Annotated in this window: 15 protein-coding genes; 4 read left to right on the top strand and 11 right to left on the bottom strand. The window is 69.4% G+C overall.

All coding sequences use genetic code 11. From position 1 onward, the window contains the following. Nucleotides 1-533: 533 nt before the first annotated feature. Together O1R50_RS13070 and O1R50_RS13065 are read left to right on the top strand one after the other, a co-directional pair. Entirely contained in the window at nucleotides 534-1,706 is a 1,173-nt protein-coding gene (locus O1R50_RS13070; protein WP_270110503.1) for an MFS transporter, read from the top strand. Between the two features lie 77 nt (nucleotides 1,707-1,783). Then, complete coding sequence (locus O1R50_RS13065) at nucleotides 1,784-2,779, top strand: polyprenyl synthetase family protein (RefSeq protein ID WP_408612686.1); 996 nt, start codon at nucleotides 1,784-1,786, stop codon at nucleotides 2,777-2,779. A gap of 337 nt (nucleotides 2,780-3,116) precedes the next feature. Here the strand turns inward: O1R50_RS13065 and O1R50_RS13060 are convergent, their stop codons facing one another. Continuing rightward, nucleotides 3,117-3,707, bottom strand: coding sequence for a TetR/AcrR family transcriptional regulator (locus tag O1R50_RS13060; protein ID WP_270110501.1), 591 nt, complete (start codon nucleotides 3,705-3,707; stop codon nucleotides 3,117-3,119). Further along, the gene (locus tag O1R50_RS13055) at nucleotides 3,685-5,211 is read right to left on the bottom strand and encodes a DHA2 family efflux MFS transporter permease subunit (RefSeq protein WP_270110500.1); all 1,527 of its coding nucleotides are present in this window, start codon (nucleotides 5,209-5,211) and stop codon (nucleotides 3,685-3,687) included. The genes O1R50_RS13060 and O1R50_RS13055 overlap by 23 nt, the downstream gene beginning before the upstream one ends. A 279-nt stretch (nucleotides 5,212-5,490) precedes the next feature. On the opposite strand from O1R50_RS13055, the gene O1R50_RS13050 reads away from it, so the two are divergent. Beyond that, nucleotides 5,491-6,039 carry a hypothetical protein gene (locus O1R50_RS13050; RefSeq protein ID WP_270110499.1) on the top strand — a complete coding sequence of 183 codons (549 nt, stop codon included), beginning with the start codon at nucleotides 5,491-5,493 and terminating at the stop codon, nucleotides 6,037-6,039. On the opposite strand, the gene O1R50_RS13045 is transcribed toward O1R50_RS13050, so the two are convergent. Then, the gene (locus O1R50_RS13045) at nucleotides 6,036-6,836 is read right to left on the bottom strand and encodes an SDR family NAD(P)-dependent oxidoreductase (protein ID WP_270110498.1); all 801 of its coding nucleotides are present in this window, start codon (nucleotides 6,834-6,836) and stop codon (nucleotides 6,036-6,038) included. The genes O1R50_RS13050 and O1R50_RS13045 overlap by 4 nt on opposite strands. Before the next feature lie 88 nt (nucleotides 6,837-6,924). Between O1R50_RS13045 and O1R50_RS13040 the strand changes: the two genes are divergently transcribed. Further along, complete coding sequence (locus O1R50_RS13040) at nucleotides 6,925-7,779, top strand: sigma-70 family RNA polymerase sigma factor (RefSeq protein ID WP_270110497.1); 855 nt, start codon at nucleotides 6,925-6,927, stop codon at nucleotides 7,777-7,779. Nucleotides 7,780-7,832: 53 nt separating this feature from the next. Here O1R50_RS13040 and nuoN read toward each other — a convergent pair whose 3' ends face one another. The 8 genes from nuoN to O1R50_RS13000 are packed head-to-tail and all read right to left on the bottom strand — an operon-like array spanning nucleotide 7,833 to nucleotide 18,230. After that, nucleotides 7,833-9,386, bottom strand: coding sequence for an NADH-quinone oxidoreductase subunit NuoN (nuoN, locus tag O1R50_RS13035; RefSeq protein WP_270110496.1), 1,554 nt, complete (start codon nucleotides 9,384-9,386; stop codon nucleotides 7,833-7,835). Beyond that, entirely contained in the window at nucleotides 9,379-10,923 is a 1,545-nt protein-coding gene (locus O1R50_RS13030) for an NADH-quinone oxidoreductase subunit M (RefSeq protein WP_270110495.1), read from the bottom strand. Before O1R50_RS13030 ends, nuoN begins: the two co-directional genes overlap by 8 nt. Continuing rightward, nucleotides 10,920-12,821 carry an NADH-quinone oxidoreductase subunit L gene (gene nuoL / locus O1R50_RS13025; protein WP_270110494.1) on the bottom strand — a complete coding sequence of 634 codons (1,902 nt, stop codon included), beginning with the start codon at nucleotides 12,819-12,821 and terminating at the stop codon, nucleotides 10,920-10,922. The genes O1R50_RS13030 and nuoL overlap by 4 nt, the downstream gene beginning before the upstream one ends. Nucleotides 12,822-12,831: 10 nt before the next feature. Beyond that, the gene (gene nuoK, locus O1R50_RS13020) at nucleotides 12,832-13,131 is read right to left on the bottom strand and encodes an NADH-quinone oxidoreductase subunit NuoK (RefSeq protein ID WP_205324127.1); all 300 of its coding nucleotides are present in this window, start codon (nucleotides 13,129-13,131) and stop codon (nucleotides 12,832-12,834) included. Next, a complete protein-coding gene (locus O1R50_RS13015; RefSeq protein WP_270110493.1) occupies nucleotides 13,128-13,907 on the bottom strand; it encodes an NADH-quinone oxidoreductase subunit J in 780 nt (259 codons plus the stop codon). Before O1R50_RS13015 ends, nuoK begins: the two co-directional genes overlap by 4 nt. Then, a complete protein-coding gene (gene nuoI / locus O1R50_RS13010; protein ID WP_270110492.1) occupies nucleotides 13,904-14,470 on the bottom strand; it encodes an NADH-quinone oxidoreductase subunit NuoI in 567 nt (188 codons plus the stop codon). Before nuoI ends, O1R50_RS13015 begins: the two co-directional genes overlap by 4 nt. Beyond that, nucleotides 14,470-15,786 carry an NADH-quinone oxidoreductase subunit NuoH gene (gene nuoH / locus O1R50_RS13005; RefSeq protein ID WP_270110491.1) on the bottom strand — a complete coding sequence of 439 codons (1,317 nt, stop codon included), beginning with the start codon at nucleotides 15,784-15,786 and terminating at the stop codon, nucleotides 14,470-14,472. Before nuoH ends, nuoI begins: the two co-directional genes overlap by 1 nt. After that, nucleotides 15,786-18,230, bottom strand: a complete 2,445-nt coding sequence (locus tag O1R50_RS13000) for an NADH-quinone oxidoreductase subunit G (RefSeq protein ID WP_270110490.1) — start codon at nucleotides 18,228-18,230, stop codon at nucleotides 15,786-15,788. Before O1R50_RS13000 ends, nuoH begins: the two co-directional genes overlap by 1 nt.

Here is an 18,230-nt window from a genome sequence, read left to right as displayed (position 1 = left end):
GCCGCCGCTCCAATTTGCACCAGTTGATCCGACCTGGGGCGCCGGGTCCGGCGCCGGTCGGACCGGCCGTGTTCTAACTATATAAACAAGAGCCGGTTGCGTCACCGTCGAGTACAAGGCAGTATCTATGTGTCAGCACCGTTCGCGGTCCGGCTCGCGCCGGTCGCGGACAAACCGCGGCGACGGCGTCGAGTCCCCACCAAACTTCCTCGTCGCTGCCGCGGACATTCGAATAAACGAAACGCGGCGGCTCCCTCCCACCAGGGCCGCCGCGTTTCGCCTACCCCCGAAGCCCTTGGGAGCCAAGACGTTGCGGCGGTTCCAAGGGGAACCGCGGGGTGACGCGCGACCGGTGGGGCCGAAGTCGACTGTCGTAAAGCTCTGCAGTTGGGAAGGCCGTCGTTCAGAGGCAACAGTCGCACACGTTGTGTGGGCGGGTCAAGACGGATCCCGCGAATGGGGGACACGCACGAGTGCAATCCTCACTTGTGAGCATGCGATCGGCTATCAGATAAGCGGGTACGGTTGCCATCGTGTCCATCTCCGCGCCCACCCGACCCCGACCCCGGACCGCGACCACCGTCACCGCCGCCATGACCGTCCAGGTCGCCGCCGTCCTCCCGCTCTTCCTCTTCGGAGGACTCGCCGTGCAGATCACCGGCGAACTCGGCATGGGCCTCAGCGCGATCGGCTGGATCTCCGGCATCTACTTCGCCGTCACCGCCATGACGACCGTGCCGTCCGGGCGGCTCGTCGACCGGTTCGGCGCCCTCGTGACCGCGCGGGTCGCGATCGCGATGTCCGCCGCCGGGCTCCTCGGCGTCGCCGCCTTCGCCCACGACCCGATCGTGCTCACCGTGTTCATGGTGCTGTGCGCGCCCGCGAACGGTCTCGGGCAGCTCGCCTCGAACACGGTCCTCAGCGAATGGGCGCCGCAAGGCCGCCGCGGACTCCTGTTCGGCGCCAAACAGGCCTCGGTGCCGTTGTGCACCATGCTCGGCGGGCTCAGCGTCCCGCTCGTCGCACTGACGCTCGGATGGCGCTGGGCGTTCGTCATCGGCGCCGGACTGGTGCTGCTCGCGCTGATCCCGCTCGCCGGACTCGGCCGGCCCTCCGTGCGGCCCAAGGTCCAAGGCGCGCGGTCCTTCGACCCGCAGCTGCTGCTGTTCGCCGTCGCGACCTTCCTCGGCTCGCTCGCCGCGACGCCCATCGGCTCGTTCGCCACCACCTTCACCGTCGACATCGGCGGCTCGGAGAGCTACGCGGGCCTGGTCCTCATGGTCGGCGGCATCGCGGGCGTCATCGGCCGCACCGGCTTCGGCGCCCTCGCCGACGTGCGCAAAGGCGGCGAGTTCCAGATCATCGCGCTCATGCTCGCCGCCGGCGCCGCCGGACTCGCCACGTACCTGTTCGAGCTGCCGTGGCTGCTGCCGATCGGCACCGCCGCCGCGTACGGGCTCGGGTGGGCCTGGCCGGGGCTGATGAACCACGCCGTCGTCCAGCGCTACGCGGACGCACCGGCGCTGGCGACCTCGGTGACGCAGACCGGGATCTTCCTCGGCGGAGCGGTGGGGCCGATCTGCTTCGGGCTCATCGTCGACAACTTCGGATGGGGCGTCGGGTGGACGGCCACGGTCGCGTCGATGGCGGCGTCGGCCCTGTTCATCGTGGCGGGCAGTATGGTCGGCAAACGCCTCGCGCATTGACGTTCCTCGTTGCGGCGCGCGCGACTACCTCTTCCCGTGCCGAGCAGTCCGGGCGGTGTACAAGATAAGGTGAGGCTGTGGTGACCACCCGACGCGCCCAGACCGCGCTGACCTTCTCCGACGAGGCCTTCGCCGAAGAGATCCGAGCTTCGCTCGATCTCGTCGAGGAACGACTGCTCAAAGCCGTCGACACCGACCAGCCGCTGCTGCGTCAGTCCGGGTCCCACCTCATCCGCGCCGGGGGGAAGCGCTTCCGCCCGATGCTCACCCTCGCGTGCGCGCACTTCGGCGATCCGTCCCGGCCGGGCATCCTCGACGCCGCCGTCGCGCTCGAGCTCACGCACCTCGCGACGCTGTACCACGACGACGTGATGGACGAGGCGCTCGTTCGCCGCGGGGCCCCGAGCGCGAACGCCCGCTGGGACAACTCGGTCGCGATCCTCACCGGCGACTACCTGTTCAGCCAGGCCGCGCAGATGATGGCCGACCTCGGCATCGAGGCGGTGCGCCTCCAGGCCGCCACGTTCGCGCGGCTCGTGCGGGGCCAGATCAACGAGACCATGCCGCAGCCCGAAGGCATCGACGCGGTCGAATGGCACCTCGAGATCCTCTCCGAGAAGACCGGGTCGCTCATCGCCACGTGCGCCAAGTTCGGCGCGTGGTTCGCGGGGGCCGCTGAGGAGACCATCGCGACGGCCGAGGAGTTCGGCGAGGTCATCGGCGTGGCGTTCCAGATCGCCGACGACATCATCGACATCGCCTCGGACTCGTCCGGCAAGACTCCGGGCACGGACCTCCTCGAAGGCGTGCCGACGCTGCCGGTCTTCTACGCCCTCGCCGACGACGACCCGGCGGACGCCCGCCTGCGCGAACTCGTCGCGAACCCGGTCTCCGAAGCCGACCTCCCCGAAGCCCTGGAGCTCCTGCGGAACTCGAAGGCCCTGGAGAAGGCGCGGGCGACCCTCCTGCAGTACCAGGAACGGGCCCGCGCTCTCGCGAAGGCGCTCCCCGACGGCCCGGCCCAGAAGGCCCTGGTCGACATCTGCGACTACATGATCGAACGCGACGCCTAATTCAGCGGCCCCGGCCCGGGACCCGCGCTCACCGGCGGTCTCACGAGCTTTCGGTCTGCTCTGCATTCTCGATGCCGATGACGTCGATCCTGTAGAGCACCCTCCACGCGGGCGCGCCGGTAGTCCGGCCCCCATGCGACCGAGCCCGTCGGCCGCGGGTCCTCCTCCAGCAGGTCAAGGAACGCCAAGAGCTCTTCGAGCTCGCTGGCGTGCGTTGCCGTGAACCGTGAGACCTGCGCGACCACGACCGGTTCCCACTGGACGACGTAACTCACTGCGCGGCCTTCGCCGCCGCTTCACGCAGCGGCCGCTTCGCTTCCCCGTGCTGAATCGGCTGTCAGAGCGGGGCACCCGCTTCGAGGTGGGCGAGGCATTTGTCGAGGTTGGCGGCGAGGTCGTCTTTCGAGCCTTCGGTTTCGGCCCAGGCGCTGATGGCCACGGTCCATGAAGCGACGACGAGCGCGGTGAAGTGCCGGACTTCCAGCTCATCAGGCGAGCGGCCCGAACGCTCGGCGACCATCTCGGCCAGCAGCCGCTCGGTGGCGTCGGACTGCCCGACCTGGCGGGCGCGCAGGGCCGGGACCGCGAAGATCATCCGCACGCGGCGTCGCACGCGTTCGATGTCCTCCTCAGTGAACTCCGCGAAGAGCGCGGCGAGGACCGCGCGCAGCGCTTCGAGCGGCGCGGTCCCCTCCTGCTGGCTCTCGAAGACGTTCACGATGAGCGGGTCGAACTCGTCCTGGACGACCACGTCCTCTTTCACCGGGAAGTAGCGGTAGAAGGTCGAGGGGGAGACGCCCGCGGCCGCGGCGATCTGCTCGATCGTCGTCTCGTCGTAGCCCTGCTCGTCGAAGAGCCGCAGGGCCTCCTCCTGCAACCGGTGCAGGGTCTCGATCTTCTTGCGCTCACGCAGCCCGGGACGGTTCATGCTGCGATTGTGCCTCGCTCGCTTCGGGCCGCTTCGGGAACCTCGGGCCCGCCGCGAACGCGACCACGACGGCGAGCACGGCGCAGACCAGGAACACCGCGCCCATCCCGTCGGTGAACGCGTTGAAGGCGCTCTGCGCGGCCTCCGGCGAGCCGAGCGCCTCGGCGACCGCGGCGGCACCGGCCACGGAATCCTCGGCTGCGGCCGCGGCCTCGGCCGGGAGCGGCGGCAGGTCGAGTTCCGACCGGTAGACGCTGGAGGCGATCGACCCGAGCACGGCCACGCCGATCGCGCCGCCCGTCTGGCGCAGCGTCTGCATCAGGGCCGAGCCGATCGCGGCGCGGTCGGGCGGGAGCGCCGCGAGGACCGCGTCCGTCGCGGGCACGAGGGACATGCCGAAGCCCGCGCCGAGGACGCCGAGCCACAGGCCGACCAGGCCGAAACCCGTGCCGGGGTCGGTGGCAGTGGCGGCGAGGCATCCAGCAGCACTGAGGATCAGACCGCTGATCACAGTGGCGCGGTAGCCGAACCGGGCGGCCAGCCGTTCGGCGCCGAGGCCGCCGACCATGAGGCCGCCGATCATCGGCAGCAACCGCAGGCCGGTCCCGAAGGCACTGTGCCCCTCGACGATCTGCAGATATTGCGGCACTAGGAAGAGCGTGCCCATCATGAGCATCGAGGCGGCGGTGGCGATGACCGAGCCCCAGAGGAAGGCCCGGTCTCGGAACAGTCCGAGGTCGACCATGGGCGCGGCGGATCGGGCCTGCGAGACCACGAACAGCACGATCAGGGCGAGCCCGCCGATGCCGCCGATGAGCGTGGCCGGGGAGAGCCAGCCGTCGACGGGCGCCTCGATGAGGCCGTACACGAGCGCGGCCAAGCCGAGCACAGCTGCGAAGGTGGCGAACGGCTGGAGGCGCGGGGCGCTGCGGTCGGTGGATTCGGGGAGCAGGAAGGCGATGGCGAAGAAGCCGATCACGATGAGCGGCAGGTTGATGAGGAACACCGAGCCCCACCAGTAGTGCTCGAGGAGCCAGCCGCCGAGGAGCGGGCCGAGCGGCAGGCCGATCGCCATGCCGGCGGTCAGGAGCGCGACGGCGCGGGTGCGTTCGGCGCCGCTGAACATGCTGGGCACCACGGCGATCGACACGGGCATGACCACGGCCGCGCCGACGCCCATGAGGGCGCGGGCGGCGATGAGCACGCCCACCGAGTCGGCTGCGGTGGCGAGGGCGCAGGCCGCGCCGAAGATCGCGAGTCCGGCGAGGAGGACCTTCTTGCGGCCGAGCCGGTCGCCGAGGAGTCCGGCGGGTAGCAGCAGGGCGGCGAGCGCCACGATGAAGGCGTCGACGATCCACTGGAGTTCGGCGGTGGAGGCGTCGAGGTCGACGGCGAGGGTCGGCAGGGCGACGTTGAGGATCGTGACGTCGAGCCCGACGACGAGCAGGCCGAACAGGAGCGAGAGGAGGGCCCACCAGCGGCGGCGGGTGGATGCGGGTGCCATGGCGCCTCAATTCTGGAAGTAACTGTCATTTGACAGTAGCTATCAGAATTATGACTGTCAAGGTGAAACGATACGAACACGCAACGTGTTCTGGCTCGCACCGGGTCCCCGCGGGTGGCCGGCGTTCGCTATCGTTCAAAGGTCGCTTTCCCCAGGAAGCGGCGCCCCCAGCCGCGGCGAAGCATGCGAGCCGTGCCTTTAGCTCAGCCGACCCGGCGTCGACTTCGCAGTCCGCCGGGCGATCCTTCGGACCGCGTTCGCGGCCGAGAAGGGAGCGCAGTGCGACCCAGAAACCACGGGCCCTCTGCCAAGCCGAAGTCCGTCCTCGCCGCGCAAGGCGTCATCTGGCTCCAGTTCGCCGCGATCCTGCTGATCTACTCGATCGGTGTGCGCTTCCTCTTCGACGCGACCAACTCCTCCTCCAGCCACGACACGATGCTGGACGTCATCGGCTCGATCGACCTCGAACGGCTGGTCACGATCCTGCTCAGCGTCGCGGTCACGGTCTCGATGCCCTTCATCGCCACCCGCCTCGGCAAGCGCCGGGCCCACGCGGTCAAGGCCGCCTGGTGGGCCCTCGCGATCGTCCCGGCCGCGATGTACCTGTGGATCCTCGGGCGCGCGTACTTCGCCACGTTCCCCGATGAAGCGCCCTTCTTCATCAGCGCCGCCGCGATGCTCGTCGTCTGCGGCTCGTTCCCGACGGTGGCCCTGCTCCTCCTGCGCACCCGGGCCTCCAGGGCCTGGTTCGCCGCCGAAGAGCTCTTCGAAGAGATCGACCGCGAACTCACCAGCACCGCCGAGCACGAAGCGGTCAAGGTCAGCTAGCCCTCGTACGACAAAGCCGCGGGGAGCGAATGCTCCCCGCGGCTTTTTGCCTGTAACCAGGCGACGGGGCCGAGGCGGTCGATGAAGATGCCGGTGGGGCCGTCGGCGTCGATGGTGGCGAGTTCGATGAAGGGGTCGGTGCCTTCGGTGACGGTGAGCTGGCCGCGGTGGCCGTTCATGTCGGTGGCGGCGAACTTGCGGTTGGCGACCTCGCCGGGGGTGACGACGTTGAACTTGATACCGGGGAGCGCCTGGGCGTAGCGGACGGTGACCATGTTGAGGGCGGCTTTCGAAGAGCTGTAGGCGAGTTCGTGCATGCTGGCGACGGGCTGGGTCGGGTCGGTGATGACCGCGAACGAGCCGCCGCCGCTCGACACCATGATCACCCGCGGGTTCTCGGCGGCTTGGAGCAGCGGCAGGAACGCGTGCGTGACCCGGACCGGGCCGTACACGTTGGTGTCGTAGACGCCGTGGAGTTCTTCGGCGGTCGCGAGTTCGGGGGCGACGAAGTGGCCGGGGTTGCCGGCGTTGTTGATGAGGACGTCGAGGGATTCGGTGTGCTCGCGGACGATCGTGAGGGCGGCGGCCACCGATTCGTCCGAGGCCACGTCGAGCGGGACGAGGATCGCGTCCACTCCTTCGGCGGCCAGTTTCGCGACGGCTTCGCGGCCGCGTTCCTCGTCGCGTGACCCGAGGAAGACCTTCCAGCCCATGTGTCCGAGGCGGCGGGCGGCTTCGAGGCCGAGGCCCTTGTTGGCGCCGGTGATGAGGACCGAGGTCTGTGACGGCTGCGTCATGTTGGCTCCCATGGTTGATTTCCTTCTCGCTCCGTGTCGGAATTGGCCTTGCATCTCTTTGACGGACCTCGACGGAAGAACCAGACGGATGACCGAAGAAAATTCTGCGGCGGAGGCTTTCGAGGCCCACCGGACGCATCTCCGCGCGGTCGCCTACCGGATCCTCGGGTCGCTGAGCGAGGCCGAGGACGCCGTCCAGGAGGCCTGGATCAAGGCTTCTCGGGCGGACGCCACCGGGATCGAGAACCCGGCCGGGTGGCTGACCACCGTGGTGAGCCGGGTGTGCCTGGACATGCTGCGGTCCCGCAAGGCCCGCCGGGAGGAGGCCCTCGACGATGCGGAGGTTCGCCTGCGGCCTCGAGTCGATCCTGAAGAGGAGGCGCAGCTCGCGGATTCGGTGGGTCTGGCGATGCTCGTCGTCCTCGACGCGCTATCGCCGGTCGAGCGCCTGGCGTTCGTCCTCCACGACATGTTCGCGGTGCCGTTCGCGGAGATCGCCCCGATCGTGGAACGCAGCCCCGAGACCACGCAGCGCCTCGCCAGCCGCGCCCGCCAGCGAGTGCGCGGGACGTCAACTGTGGATGGGAACCGGAAGCGGCGCTTCCAAGCCGTTGAGGCGTTCCTTCAGGCCTCGCGGGACGGCGAGTTCGCAACGCTCCTGTCGCTGCTGGACCCGAATGTGACCATGCGCCTTGACGACGCGGCCAGTCTCCTGAGCGCCAGGACCGGTCTCACCGGCGCGGTCGCCGTGGCCGAGGCCTTCAAGGGCCAGGCCGTGCTGGCCCGCCCGGTGCTCCTCAACGGCGAACCGGGCATCGTCTTCGCCCCGCGCGGCAAGGTCATCATGCTGTTCACCGTGCGCTTCGAGGGCGACCGCATCGCCGAGATCCACGCCGTGGCCGACGAGTCGGCCCTTGCCGAGATCGACTTGACGGTCCTTTGAGAACCGGAAAGCCGCGGGGAGCATCGGCTCCCCGCGGCTTTCCGCTCGGCTCGCTAGGTGTTCAGGAAGGTGCTGGCCTGGTCGACGATGTCGAGGAGGAAGCCGGGCGCCACACCGAGGATGATCGTGGCGGCGACGCCCGCGGCGACGACGGTGCCTGCCATGGGGCTCGGCAGGTTGACCGTGGGGGCGTCGGGCGCGGGCTCGTTGAGCCAGAGCAGGACGACCACCTTCAAGTACGGGAACGCCAGGATCGCCGAGGAGATCACGCCGACGATCACGAGGCCGAGTTCGTCCGCTTGGAGCGCGGCGGTGAACAGGCTGAACTTGGCGGTGAACCCGCTCGTGAACGGCAGGCCCGCCAAGGCGAGCATGAGGACCGTGACGACCACGGCGGTGCCCGGGGACTTCTTGCCGAGCCCGGCCCAGCGGGCCAGGTGGGTCGCCTCTTCGTCGCCGTCGCGCACGAGCGAGACCACCGCGAAGGCGGCGATCACGGTGAAGCCGTAGGCGGCCAGGTAGAACATGGTCTGGCCGACCGCCTCGCCGAGGGCGATCACTCCGATGAGGAGGTAGCCCGCGTTGGCGATCGAGCTGTACGCCAAGAGCCGCTTGATGTTCCGCTGCGTCACGGCGAAGATCGCGCCGCCCAGCATCGTCGCCACGGCGATCACCGTGAGGATCAGGTGCCAGTCCCAGGCCGAGGACGCGAGGCCCACGTTGAACACCCGCAGCAGCCCGCCGAAGGCCGCGACCTTCACACAGGCCGCCATCAGGGCGGTGACCGGGGTCGGCGCGCCCGTGTAGACATCGGGCGTCCACATGTGGAACGGGACCGCCGCGGCCTTGAAGAGCATCGCCACCGCGATCATCGCCACGCCGATGTACAGGAACATGCGCGGCTGGCCCGAGTCGGTGCCCGCCTGGTTGATGCCCGCGAGATCGACCGTGCCCGCGAAGCCGTAGAGCATGGCCATGCCGTACACGTAGAACGCGGAAGCGAAGGCGCCCAACAGGAAGTACTTGAGCGCGGCCTCCTGGCTGATGAGGCGGCGGCGCTTGGCGAGGCCGCACAGCAGGTACAGCGGGAGGCTGAGCATCTCGAGGGCGACGAACATCGTGAGCAGGTCGCCCGCGGTCACGAACATCATCATGCCGCCGACGGCGAAGAGCGTCAGCGGGAAGATCTCCGTCGCGCCGTCCTCGCGCCGCTGGGCCTTGTCCGCGGCCGAGTCGGCGACCACGGCGGCCTCGGCGACGAAGTCGCCGCCGCGCGTGGTGCGGCGCTCGGCGAGGAGCAGGACCGCGATGATCGCGAGCATCGCCAAGGTGCCTTGGAGGAACAGGCCGGGGCCGTCGAGGACGACCGAGCCGATCCCGACCCCTTCGATCTCGAAGGCGGCACTGTTCTTGCCCGCGTTCAGGACCACTGCGGCGAACGCCGCGGCGAGGGCGAGCACCGCGAGGGACACCTGCACGACCAGCCTGCGGCCCTTCGGGACCGCGGCCTCGACGAGGAGTCCGAGGAAGGCCGCGACGAACACGATGATCATGGGGGCCAGGCCGGCCCAGTCGATCTGGAGCCCCGCTTGCTGGGCCTCATTCATTGGTGACTCCTTCGGCGGCGGGCAGGTCCTCAGGCGAACCCGAGATGAAGAGGAGCGTGTTGTCCACGGCCGGCTCGACCGCGTCGATCAGCGGCTGCGGGAAGAGCCCGAAGCCGAGGATCGCGATCACCAGCGGCGCGACGAGCGCCTTCTCGCGCACGGTGAGGTCGCGCTTCATCGCGGGCACCTTGTCGAGCGCGGGGTTCCGGTCGCCCTGCATGGTGCGCTGGTACATCCAGATCACGTACGCGGCGGCCAGGATGATGCCCAGGGTCGCGACGACCGCGACCGGCTCGTTGCCGGTGAAGGCGCCGAACAGGACCAGGAACTCCGAGATGAACGGTGCCGTACCCGGCAGCGAGAGCGAGGCGAGCCCGGCGAACAGGAAGATCCCGGCGAGCACCGGCAGGGTCTTGGCGGCCCCGCCGTAGTCGGCGATCTGCGCGGACCCGCGGCGGATCGCGAGGAAGCCGACCACGATGAACAGCAGGCCCGTCGCCAGGCCGTGGTTGAACATGTAGAGGACGGCGCCCGTCGCAGAGGCCTGCGTGAACGCGAAGATCCCGAGGCCGATGAATCCGAAGTGGGCGATCGAGGTGTAGGCGACGAGCCGCTTCAGATCCGTCTGCCCGATCGCGACGAACGCGGCGTAGACGACGCCGATGACGCTCATGCCGATGATCCAGGGCGCGAAGGTCTGCGTCGCATCGGGGAACAGCGGCAGGCAGTAGCGCAGGATCGCGAACGTCCCGATCTTGTCCATCACGCCGACCAGCAGCGCGGCGACCGCGGCAGGCGCCGCACCGCCCGCGTCCGGGAGCCACGTGTGGAACGGGAAGAACGGGGCCTTGATCGCGAACGCGATGAAGAAGCCGAGGAACAGCCAGTTCTGCAGCGTCCCGGCCGCCATCGGCTCAGTGTCCACAAGGGTCTGCCAGTCGAAGACGCCGCCGTTGTTCACCCACAGGCTGATGACGGCCACGAGCATGAACAGGCCGCCCAGCAGCGAGTACAGGAAGAACTTCACCGCCGCGTACTGCTTCTTCGGGCCGGTCCCGTACGAGCCGATGAGGAAGTACATCGGCACGAGCATCGCTTCGAAGAAGAAGTAGAACAGCAGCACGTTCGAGGCGAGGAAGGTCGCGAGCATCGCCGCTTCGAGCGCGAGGATGAGCGCGAAGAACGCCGGGACCGAGCGCTTCACCGCGTCCAGGTCCCGCCAGGCCGCGAGCATCGCGATCGGCGTCAGCCCCACCGTGAGCAGGACCATGAGCAGCGCGATGCCGTCGACCCCCCACGACAGGTTCAGATCCCAGGCCTCGACCCACGCATAGGACTCCGTGAACTGGAGCCACGGCGCGCCCTCGGCGTAGTCGAAGCCGATCGCCACGAGCGCGGCGATCACGGCGACCAGTCCGGAGAAGCCGAGTGCGGTCCACCGGGCCACATCGGCTCTCTCACGGCGGATCGACGCGACCACCACCGCCCCGATCAGGGGCACGGCGACCAGCGCCGACAGCAACGGGAGTTCGTTCACTGGATAACCACCACCATGAGCGCGGCCACCACGATGACGGCGCCGGACAGAATGGACAGGGCATAGGAGCGCACGAAACCGGTCTGCATCACGAGCAGTCGGCGCGACGTGCCGCCGATCGCCGCGGACAGGCCGTTCACGGCGCCGTCGACGACCCGGCCGTCCATGGCGACCGAAGCGCTGGCTGCCAGGCGGCTCGGGCGTTCGAAGAGGCCGCGGTTGACGGCCTCGCCGCCGAGGTCGGCGCGCGCGGCGCGCACCGGCCAGGCGGCGGCGTGCGGCACTTCGTCGGTGCCGCCCCGGAAGAGGAACCAGCCGAGGCCGGCGCCGAGGACCACCACGATGGTGGTGGCGACGGTGACCTGGGCGTGGCTCAGGTGGCCGTGGACCTCATGGGACTCACCGAAGACGGGGGTGAGCCAGGTGGTGACGGAGGAGGCCATGAGGCCGCCGGCGCCGAGCGAGCCGAGACCCAGCAGGATCAGGGGCACGGTCATGATCGCCGGGGACTCGTGCGGGTGGACATCTGGGGTCCAGCGCTTGGGGCCGTGGAAGGTGAGCACGAAGACGCGGGTCATGTAGAACGCGGTCAGAGCGGCGCCCAGGAGCGCCGCGCCGCCGACGACCCAGCCCTGCCAGCCTTCGCGGGCGAACGCGGAGGCGATGATCGGGTCCTTGGTCCAGAAGCCCGAGAACGGGAACAGGCCGATGATCGCGAGCCATCCGGCCGCGAACGTCGCGTAGGTGAGCGGCATCTTCCGCCAGAGGCCGCCGAAGCGGCGGATGTCGGTCTGGTCGTTCATGGCGTGCATGACCGAGCCGGAGCCGAGGAACAGCCCGGCCTTGAAGAAGCCGTGCGCGAGCAGGTGGATGATGCCGAGCGCGAACGCCCCGCCGCCGAGGCCGACCGCGAGGAACATGTAGCCGATCTGCGAGACCGTGGACCAGGCGAGGACGCGCTTGATGTCGTCCTTGGCGCAGCCCACGATCGCTCCGAAGAGGAGGGTGAGGGCGCCGACGATGACGACGGCCGTCTGCACGTCGGGGTTGAGGCTGAAGATGACGTGCGAGCGGGCGATGAGGTACACGCCCGCGGTCACCATGGTGGCCGCGTGGATGAGGGCCGAGACCGGGGTCGGGCCCTCCATCGCGTCCGGGAGCCAGGTCTGGAACGGGAACTGGCCGGACTTGCCGCAGGCCGCCGCGAGGAGCAGCAGCCCGATGGCGAGGCTCATGCCGGTGGAGAGCGAGGCGGCGCCGTTGAAGACCTCCGCGAAGTCCACGGTGCCCAGTGCGCCGATCATCGTGAACATCGCCAGGAGGAACCCGACGTCGGCCACGCGGTTGGTGAGGAAGGCCTTCTTGCCGGCGGTCGCGGCGGCGGGCTTGAGCTGCCAGAACGCGATGAGGAGGTAGGAGGCGAGGCCCACGCCCTCCCAGCCGATGAAGGTCATGAAGTAGTTGCCGCCGAGCACGAGGACGAGCATCGCGGCGGCGAACAGGTTGAAGTAGGCGAAGAACTTCCGGCGCCCGGGGTCGTGCGACATGTAGCCGACCGCGTAGACGTGGATGAGGAAGCCGACTCCGGTGATGAGCAGGCAGAACACCGCGCTCAACGGGTCGAAGAGCAGGTTCGCCTCGATGTCCAGGTCCCCTACCGAGAGGATCGTGAACAGGTCGAGGTTCGCGCTCTTGTTGTCAAGGCCCGCAAGTGAGCTGAACATCGCAAGGGCGAGCGCGAAGGCGCCGCCGATGGTGGCGACGCCGAGCCAGTGGCCCCATTTGTCGGCTCTGCGGCCGGCGAGCAGCAGGACCGCGGCGCCGAACGCGGGCAGGGCGATGAGCAGCCACGCCAGCGAGAGGAGCCCTTCGGCCGGTGCGTACGAGATTTCGTCCACTGTGTCCCCTCTAGGCCTTCAGCAGGTTGGCGTCGTCGACGGAGGCGGAGCGCCGGGACCGGTAGATCGCCATGATGATCGCCAGGCCCACCACGACTTCGGCGGCGGCCACGGCCATCACGAAGAACGCCATCACCTGCCCGTCGATGCTGCCGTTGGTGCGGGAGAAGGTGACCAGCGTCAGGTTCCCGGCGTTGAGCATCAGCTCCACGCACATGAACACGACGATCGAGTTGCGCCGCACCAGGACGCCGACCGCGCCGATCGTGAACAGCGCGGCGGCCAGGATCAGGTAGTACTCGGGGCTCATGACTCCCGCCCTTCGGTGTGCTTCGGGGCCGACTCGGCGGCCGTGAGCTGGCGCGGCGGCACGTAGGCCGAGAGCGACGCGGGCTCGATCGAGCCGTCCGGCCGCAGCGCGGGCGTCGCGGTCGAGTCGGAGGTCGCGAACACGCCGGGGCCGGGCTTGGGGCCCGGGTAGACGCCGGGGGCGAACCGCTCGCGGGAGTGCGCCTTCTGTCCGCGCAGGCCGCCCTTCTTGGCGACGTGCGCGAACATCAAAGCGCCGACCGCGGCCACGGTGAGCACGCCCGAGACGACCTCGAACGGGAACAGGTAGGTCGAGAAGAGCGCCTCGGCGATCGCCTCGACGTTCGACTGGGCGCCGGTGGCCCAGCGCGGGTCCGCGGCGATCGTCATGCCGGAGACCGCGCGGGCGAGGCCCGAGGCCAGGAGCGCCGCCAGGCCGATGCCGAGGACCACGGCGAAGAGGCGCTGACCGCGCAGCGTCTCGAACATGGAGTCCTTCGAGTCGCGCCCGAAGAACATGAGCACGAAGAGGAACAGCATCATGATCGCGCCGGTGTAGACCATGATCTGCACGAACCCGAGGAACGGCGCGGCCTGCATGATGTAGAAGACCGCCAGGCACATCATGGTGATCGCCAGCATCAGCGCCGCGTGGATCGCCGAGCGGGCCAGGACGAGGCCGATGGCCCCACCCAGCGCGATCGGCGCGAGGATCCAGAAGAAGACCGATTCACCCATCGACGCGTTCTGGGCGACGGTCTGCGCGAGGTCGATCACTGCGCGCCCCCGTTCTTCTGCGCCAGCATCTCCGTGAGCGAGAACTCCGCGCCCTCGCTCGCGCCGGGATTGTCCGGGCCCGAGGCGTAGTACGCCTTCTCGTTGTCGCCCAGGCGCATCGGGTGCGGCGGCTGCTCCATGCCCTCGATGAGCGGGGCGAGCAGCTCCTCCTTGGTGAAGATGAGGTCGCGCCGGTCGTCGCGGGCCAGCTCGTACTCGTTGCTCATGGTGAGCGAACGGGTCGGGCAGGCCTCGATGCACAGGCCGCAGAAGATGCAGCGCGCGTAGTTGATCTGATAGGTCTTGGCGTACCGCTCGCCGGGCGAGAACCGCTCGGCCTCGGTGTTCTCCGCGCCTTCGACATAGATCGCGTCGGCCGGGCAGGCCCAGGCGCACAGCTCGCAGCCGATGCACTTCTCGAGCCCGTCCGGGTGGCGGTTGAGCACGTGCCGGCCGTGGAACCGCGGCTGGAGCTTCGAAGGCTCCTCCGGGTAGTCCACGGTGACCTTCGGCTTGAACATGTGTGAGAAGGTGACGCCGAAGCCTTTTGCGAAACCGGACATTACTCCTCCTCTCCCTTGTCAGTAGGGCGCGAGCCGTTGATGGGCGCGGCTGATGTATTCGCGGGTTCGAGTTCCTTGAGGGCCCGCGGGTTCGGCGGGACCGCGAGGTCCAGCGGCGGGACGGGGAAGCCGCCCAGGCCGGTGTCGGGCTCGGCGGGCTCCTCGTACTGCTTGCGGTTGGGCCAGAAGAAGATCAGGGCCATGACCACGATCGCCGCACCGCCCGCGAAGGCGATCCGGGTGGGCAGCTCGTTCTCGGTGTCGAGGCCGATGTTCATGGCCGCCAGGACCATGAGCCAGACGAGGGAGACCGGGACGAGGACCTTCCAGCCCAGTCGCATGAACTGGTCGTAGCGCAGACGCGGCAGCGTGCCGCGCAGCCACACGTAGAAGAACAGGAACGCCAGGACCTTCCCGAAGAACCAGACGAGCGGCATGAAGCCCTCGTTCGCGCCCGGCCACCACGAGTTCGGGAACGGCGCGGCCCAGCCGCCCAGGAAGAGCGTCACGCACAGGGCCGACATCGTGACCATGTTGACGTACTCCGCCAGGAAGAACGACGCGTACTTCAGGCTCGAGTACTCGGTCGCGAAGCCCGCCACCAGCTCCGACTCCGCTTCCGGGAGGTCGAAGGGGGCGCGGTTCGTCTCGCCGACCATCGAGATCACGAAGATCACGAAGCTCGGCGCGAGGATGATGAAGTACCAGCCCGGGAGCGTGACTTCAGCGCCGCCGAAGCTCATCGGCAGGCCCTGCGCCTGCGCCTCGACGATCGCTCCGGTCGACATCAGCTGCGACTGGAAGAACACCGTCAGCACCGCCAGGCCCAGCGCGATCTCGTACGAGATCACCTGCGCCGCGGCGCGAAGCGCACCCAGCAGCGAGTACGTGGAACCGGAGGACCACCCCGCGAGCACGATGCCGTAGACGCCGACCGCCGAGCACGCCAGGATCAGCAGCACGCTCACCTCGAAGTCGGTGAGCTGCAGCTCCGTCTCGATCCCGAAGACGTTCACCTCGGGCCCGAACGGGATCACCGCGAACGCCGTGAACGCGCAGGCCACCGCGATGACCGGGGCCGCGATGAACACGACCTTGTCGGCCGTCCGCGGCATCACGTCCTCTTTGAACGCCAGCTTCAGGCCGTCCGCGAGCGACTGCAGCAGGCCGAAGGGCCCGTTGCGGTTCGGTCCCGGCCGCACCTGCATGATCGCCACCACGCGCCGCTCGTACCAGATGGTGAAGAGCACCAGCAGCACGAGCACCACGAAGACGAGCACGCCCTTGACGAGCATGAGCCAGATCGGATCGTTCATCACTTGACCGCCTCCACGGCTTCTCCCGCCTCGGCGGGGCGAGGGACGTTCGGGTAGGCGCGGATCGTGACCACATCGCCCGAACCGGCGCCGAGGTGGCGGAAGATCCCGCGACCCGGCGCGTTCTGCGGCAGCCAGACCACGCCCTCGGGCATGTCGGTGACCTTGAGCGGCAGGGTGATCCCGCCGATCGCGGTGGCCACGGTGACACCGTTGCCCTCGCTCGCGCCGATCGCCTTCGCTGTCGCGGCGCTCAACCGCACCACCGGGTCGGGCGCGCAACCGGCGAGATGCGGGTTGTTCTCCTGGAGGGAACCGCCGTCGAGGAGCTGACGCCAGGTCGCGAGGATGGCCTTGCCGTCCTCATGCGAGTGGGCCGGGCGGTCGGCGCTCCAGTCCGGCGCGGGCTGGCGTGTGATCGGGTCCGGGAGGCCCGCGAGTTCCCCGCGCACCGTGCGGGTCTCGGCCGTCCCGAGCTCGACGCCCATCGCGGCCGCGAGCGCGTCGAGCACCGCGTGGTCCGACATGAGATCCGAGGGGATCACCGTGTCGAAGGTCCGCAGGCGACCTTCCCAGTCGAAGTACGCGCCGGGCTTGCCGGTCACCGGCGCCACCGGCAGGATCACGTCAGCGACGCGGGTGACGGCCGAGTGCCGGATCTCCAGGGAGACCACGAAGCGGGCCGCGATGAGGGCCGCCTCAACGGCGGGCCCGTCCGCGAAGTCGTACGGGTCGACGCCGCCGATGAGCAGGGCATCGAGCTCGCCGTCCGCGGCGGCCTGCAGGATGTCCCAGGCGCCGCGGCCGTCATTGCCCGGCAGTTCCTCGACACCCCAGTACTCGGCCAGCTGCTCGCGGTCCGCCGCATACGAGGCGAGGCCGCCGCCGGGCAGCAGCCCGGGGAGGCAACCGGACTCGACCGCGCCGCGGTCGCCCGCGCGCCGGGGAATCCATGCGAGGCGCGCGCCCGTGGCCTTGGCCAGCCGGACCGCCGCTGAGAACGCGCCCTCCACAGTGGCGAGACGCTCGCCGAGCAGGATGACCGCGCCGTCCTCGCCCAGGGCGTCGCGCACGAAGCCGCCGCGCACCCAGCCGTCGAGGAGTTCGGCCTCCTCACCGGGCAGGGCCTCGATGAGGTTCCCGTTGAGCTTGGCGGTGCCGCGCGTCGCGAACGGCGCGACCACGTGCACGCGCTGGCCGTGCTGGCGAACCGCCTTGCGCAGGCGCAGGAACGCGATCGGGCATTCCTCTTCGACCTCGAGGCCCACGGTGACGACCACGGGGGCTTTCTCCAGGTCCTCGTAGGTGACCGCGCCGCTCGACGGGTAGACCCCCGCGACGGCGTGCGCCAGGAACTCCGACTCCTCAGTGGAGTGCGGACGGGAGCGGAAGTCGATGTCGTTGGTGCCGAGGACGACCCGCGCGAACTTCGCGTACGCGTAGGAGTCCTCGACGGTGAGCCGCCCGCCCGGCAGGACGCCGACCCCGCCGGCCGCGTCCTTGAGTCCGGCGGCCGCGCGGCGCAGGGCCTCGGGCCAGGACGCCTCGCGGAGCGAGCCGTCCTCGTCGCGGATCAGCGGCTTCGTGATGCGGTCGGCGGCCTCGATGTAGGAGGAGCCCCAGCGGCCCTTGTCGCAGTTCCACTCCTCGTTCACCGCCGGGTCCTCGCCCGCGAGGCGGCGCAGGACCTTGCCGCGGCGGTGGTCCGAGCGCTGCGCGCAACCGGCCGAGCAGTGCTCGCACACGCTCGGGCTCGAAACGAGGTCGAAAGGCCTTGAGCGGAAGCGGTACTGGGTGCCGGTGAGCGCGCCGACCGGGCAGATCTGGACGGTGTTGCCCGAGAAGTAGGACTCGAACGGCTCGTCCTCGTAGACGCCCACCTGCTCCAGCGCGGAGCGCTCCATCAGCTCGATGAACGGGTCGCCCGCGACCTGGTCGGAGAAGCGGGTGCAGCGCGCGCACAGCACGCAGCGCTCGCGGTCGAGCAGCACCTGGGAGGAGATCGGCAGCGCCTTCTTGTAGGTGCGCTTGTCCGCCGCCTCCATGCGGGTCTCGGTGCGGCCGGTGCTCATGGCCTGGTTCTGGAGCGGACATTCGCCGCCCTTGTCGCAGACGGGGCAGTCCAGCGGGTGGTTGATCAGGAGGAACTCCATGATCCCCTCCTGCGCCTCCTTGGCGACCTCGCTGGTGTGCTGGGTCTTGACGACCATGCCCTCCATGGCGGTGGTCGTGCAGGAGGCGGCGGGCTTGGGCATCCCGCGGCCGTTGCCCATGTCCGGAACGTCGACGAGGCACTGGCGGCAGGCCCCGGCGGGTTCGAGCAGCGGGTGGTCGCAGAACCGGGGGATCTCGATGCCGAGCTGCTCGGCGGCCCGGATGATCAAGGTGCCCTTCGGGACCGTGACTTCGACGCCGTCGATGGTGAACGTGACTTGATCGGTCAT

This window comes from Glycomyces luteolus (assembly GCF_027622875.1).
GTDB lineage: Bacteria > Actinomycetota > Actinomycetes > Mycobacteriales > Micromonosporaceae > Glycomyces > Glycomyces luteolus.
The sequence above is the reverse complement of the archived record's forward strand: the minus strand, read 5'-3'. Positions and strand labels throughout refer to the sequence as shown.

Excerpts from the sequence above, each read along its gene's own strand:
- O1R50_RS13060 (WP_270110501.1), bottom strand. The coding sequence starts at position 3,707 with ATGAACCGTCCCGGGCTGCGTGAGCGCAAGAAGATCGAGACCCTGCAC.
- O1R50_RS13055 (WP_270110500.1), bottom strand. The coding sequence starts at position 5,211 with ATGGCACCCGCATCCACCCGCCGCCGCTGGTGGGCCCTCCTCTCGCTC.
- O1R50_RS13045 (WP_270110498.1), bottom strand. The coding sequence starts at position 6,836 with ATGACGCAGCCGTCACAGACCTCGGTCCTCATCACCGGCGCCAACAAG.
- O1R50_RS13040 (WP_270110497.1), top strand. The coding sequence starts at position 6,925 with ATGACCGAAGAAAATTCTGCGGCGGAGGCTTTCGAGGCCCACCGGACG.
- nuoN (WP_270110496.1), bottom strand. The coding sequence starts at position 9,386 with ATGAATGAGGCCCAGCAAGCGGGGCTCCAGATCGACTGGGCCGGCCTG.
- nuoK (WP_205324127.1), bottom strand. The coding sequence starts at position 13,131 with ATGAGCCCCGAGTACTACCTGATCCTGGCCGCCGCGCTGTTCACGATC.
- nuoI (WP_270110492.1), bottom strand. The coding sequence starts at position 14,470 with ATGTCCGGTTTCGCAAAAGGCTTCGGCGTCACCTTCTCACACATGTTC.
- nuoH (WP_270110491.1), bottom strand. The coding sequence starts at position 15,786 with ATGAACGATCCGATCTGGCTCATGCTCGTCAAGGGCGTGCTCGTCTTC.
- O1R50_RS13000 (WP_270110490.1), bottom strand. The coding sequence starts at position 18,230 with ATGACCGATCAAGTCACGTTCACCATCGACGGCGTCGAAGTCACGGTC.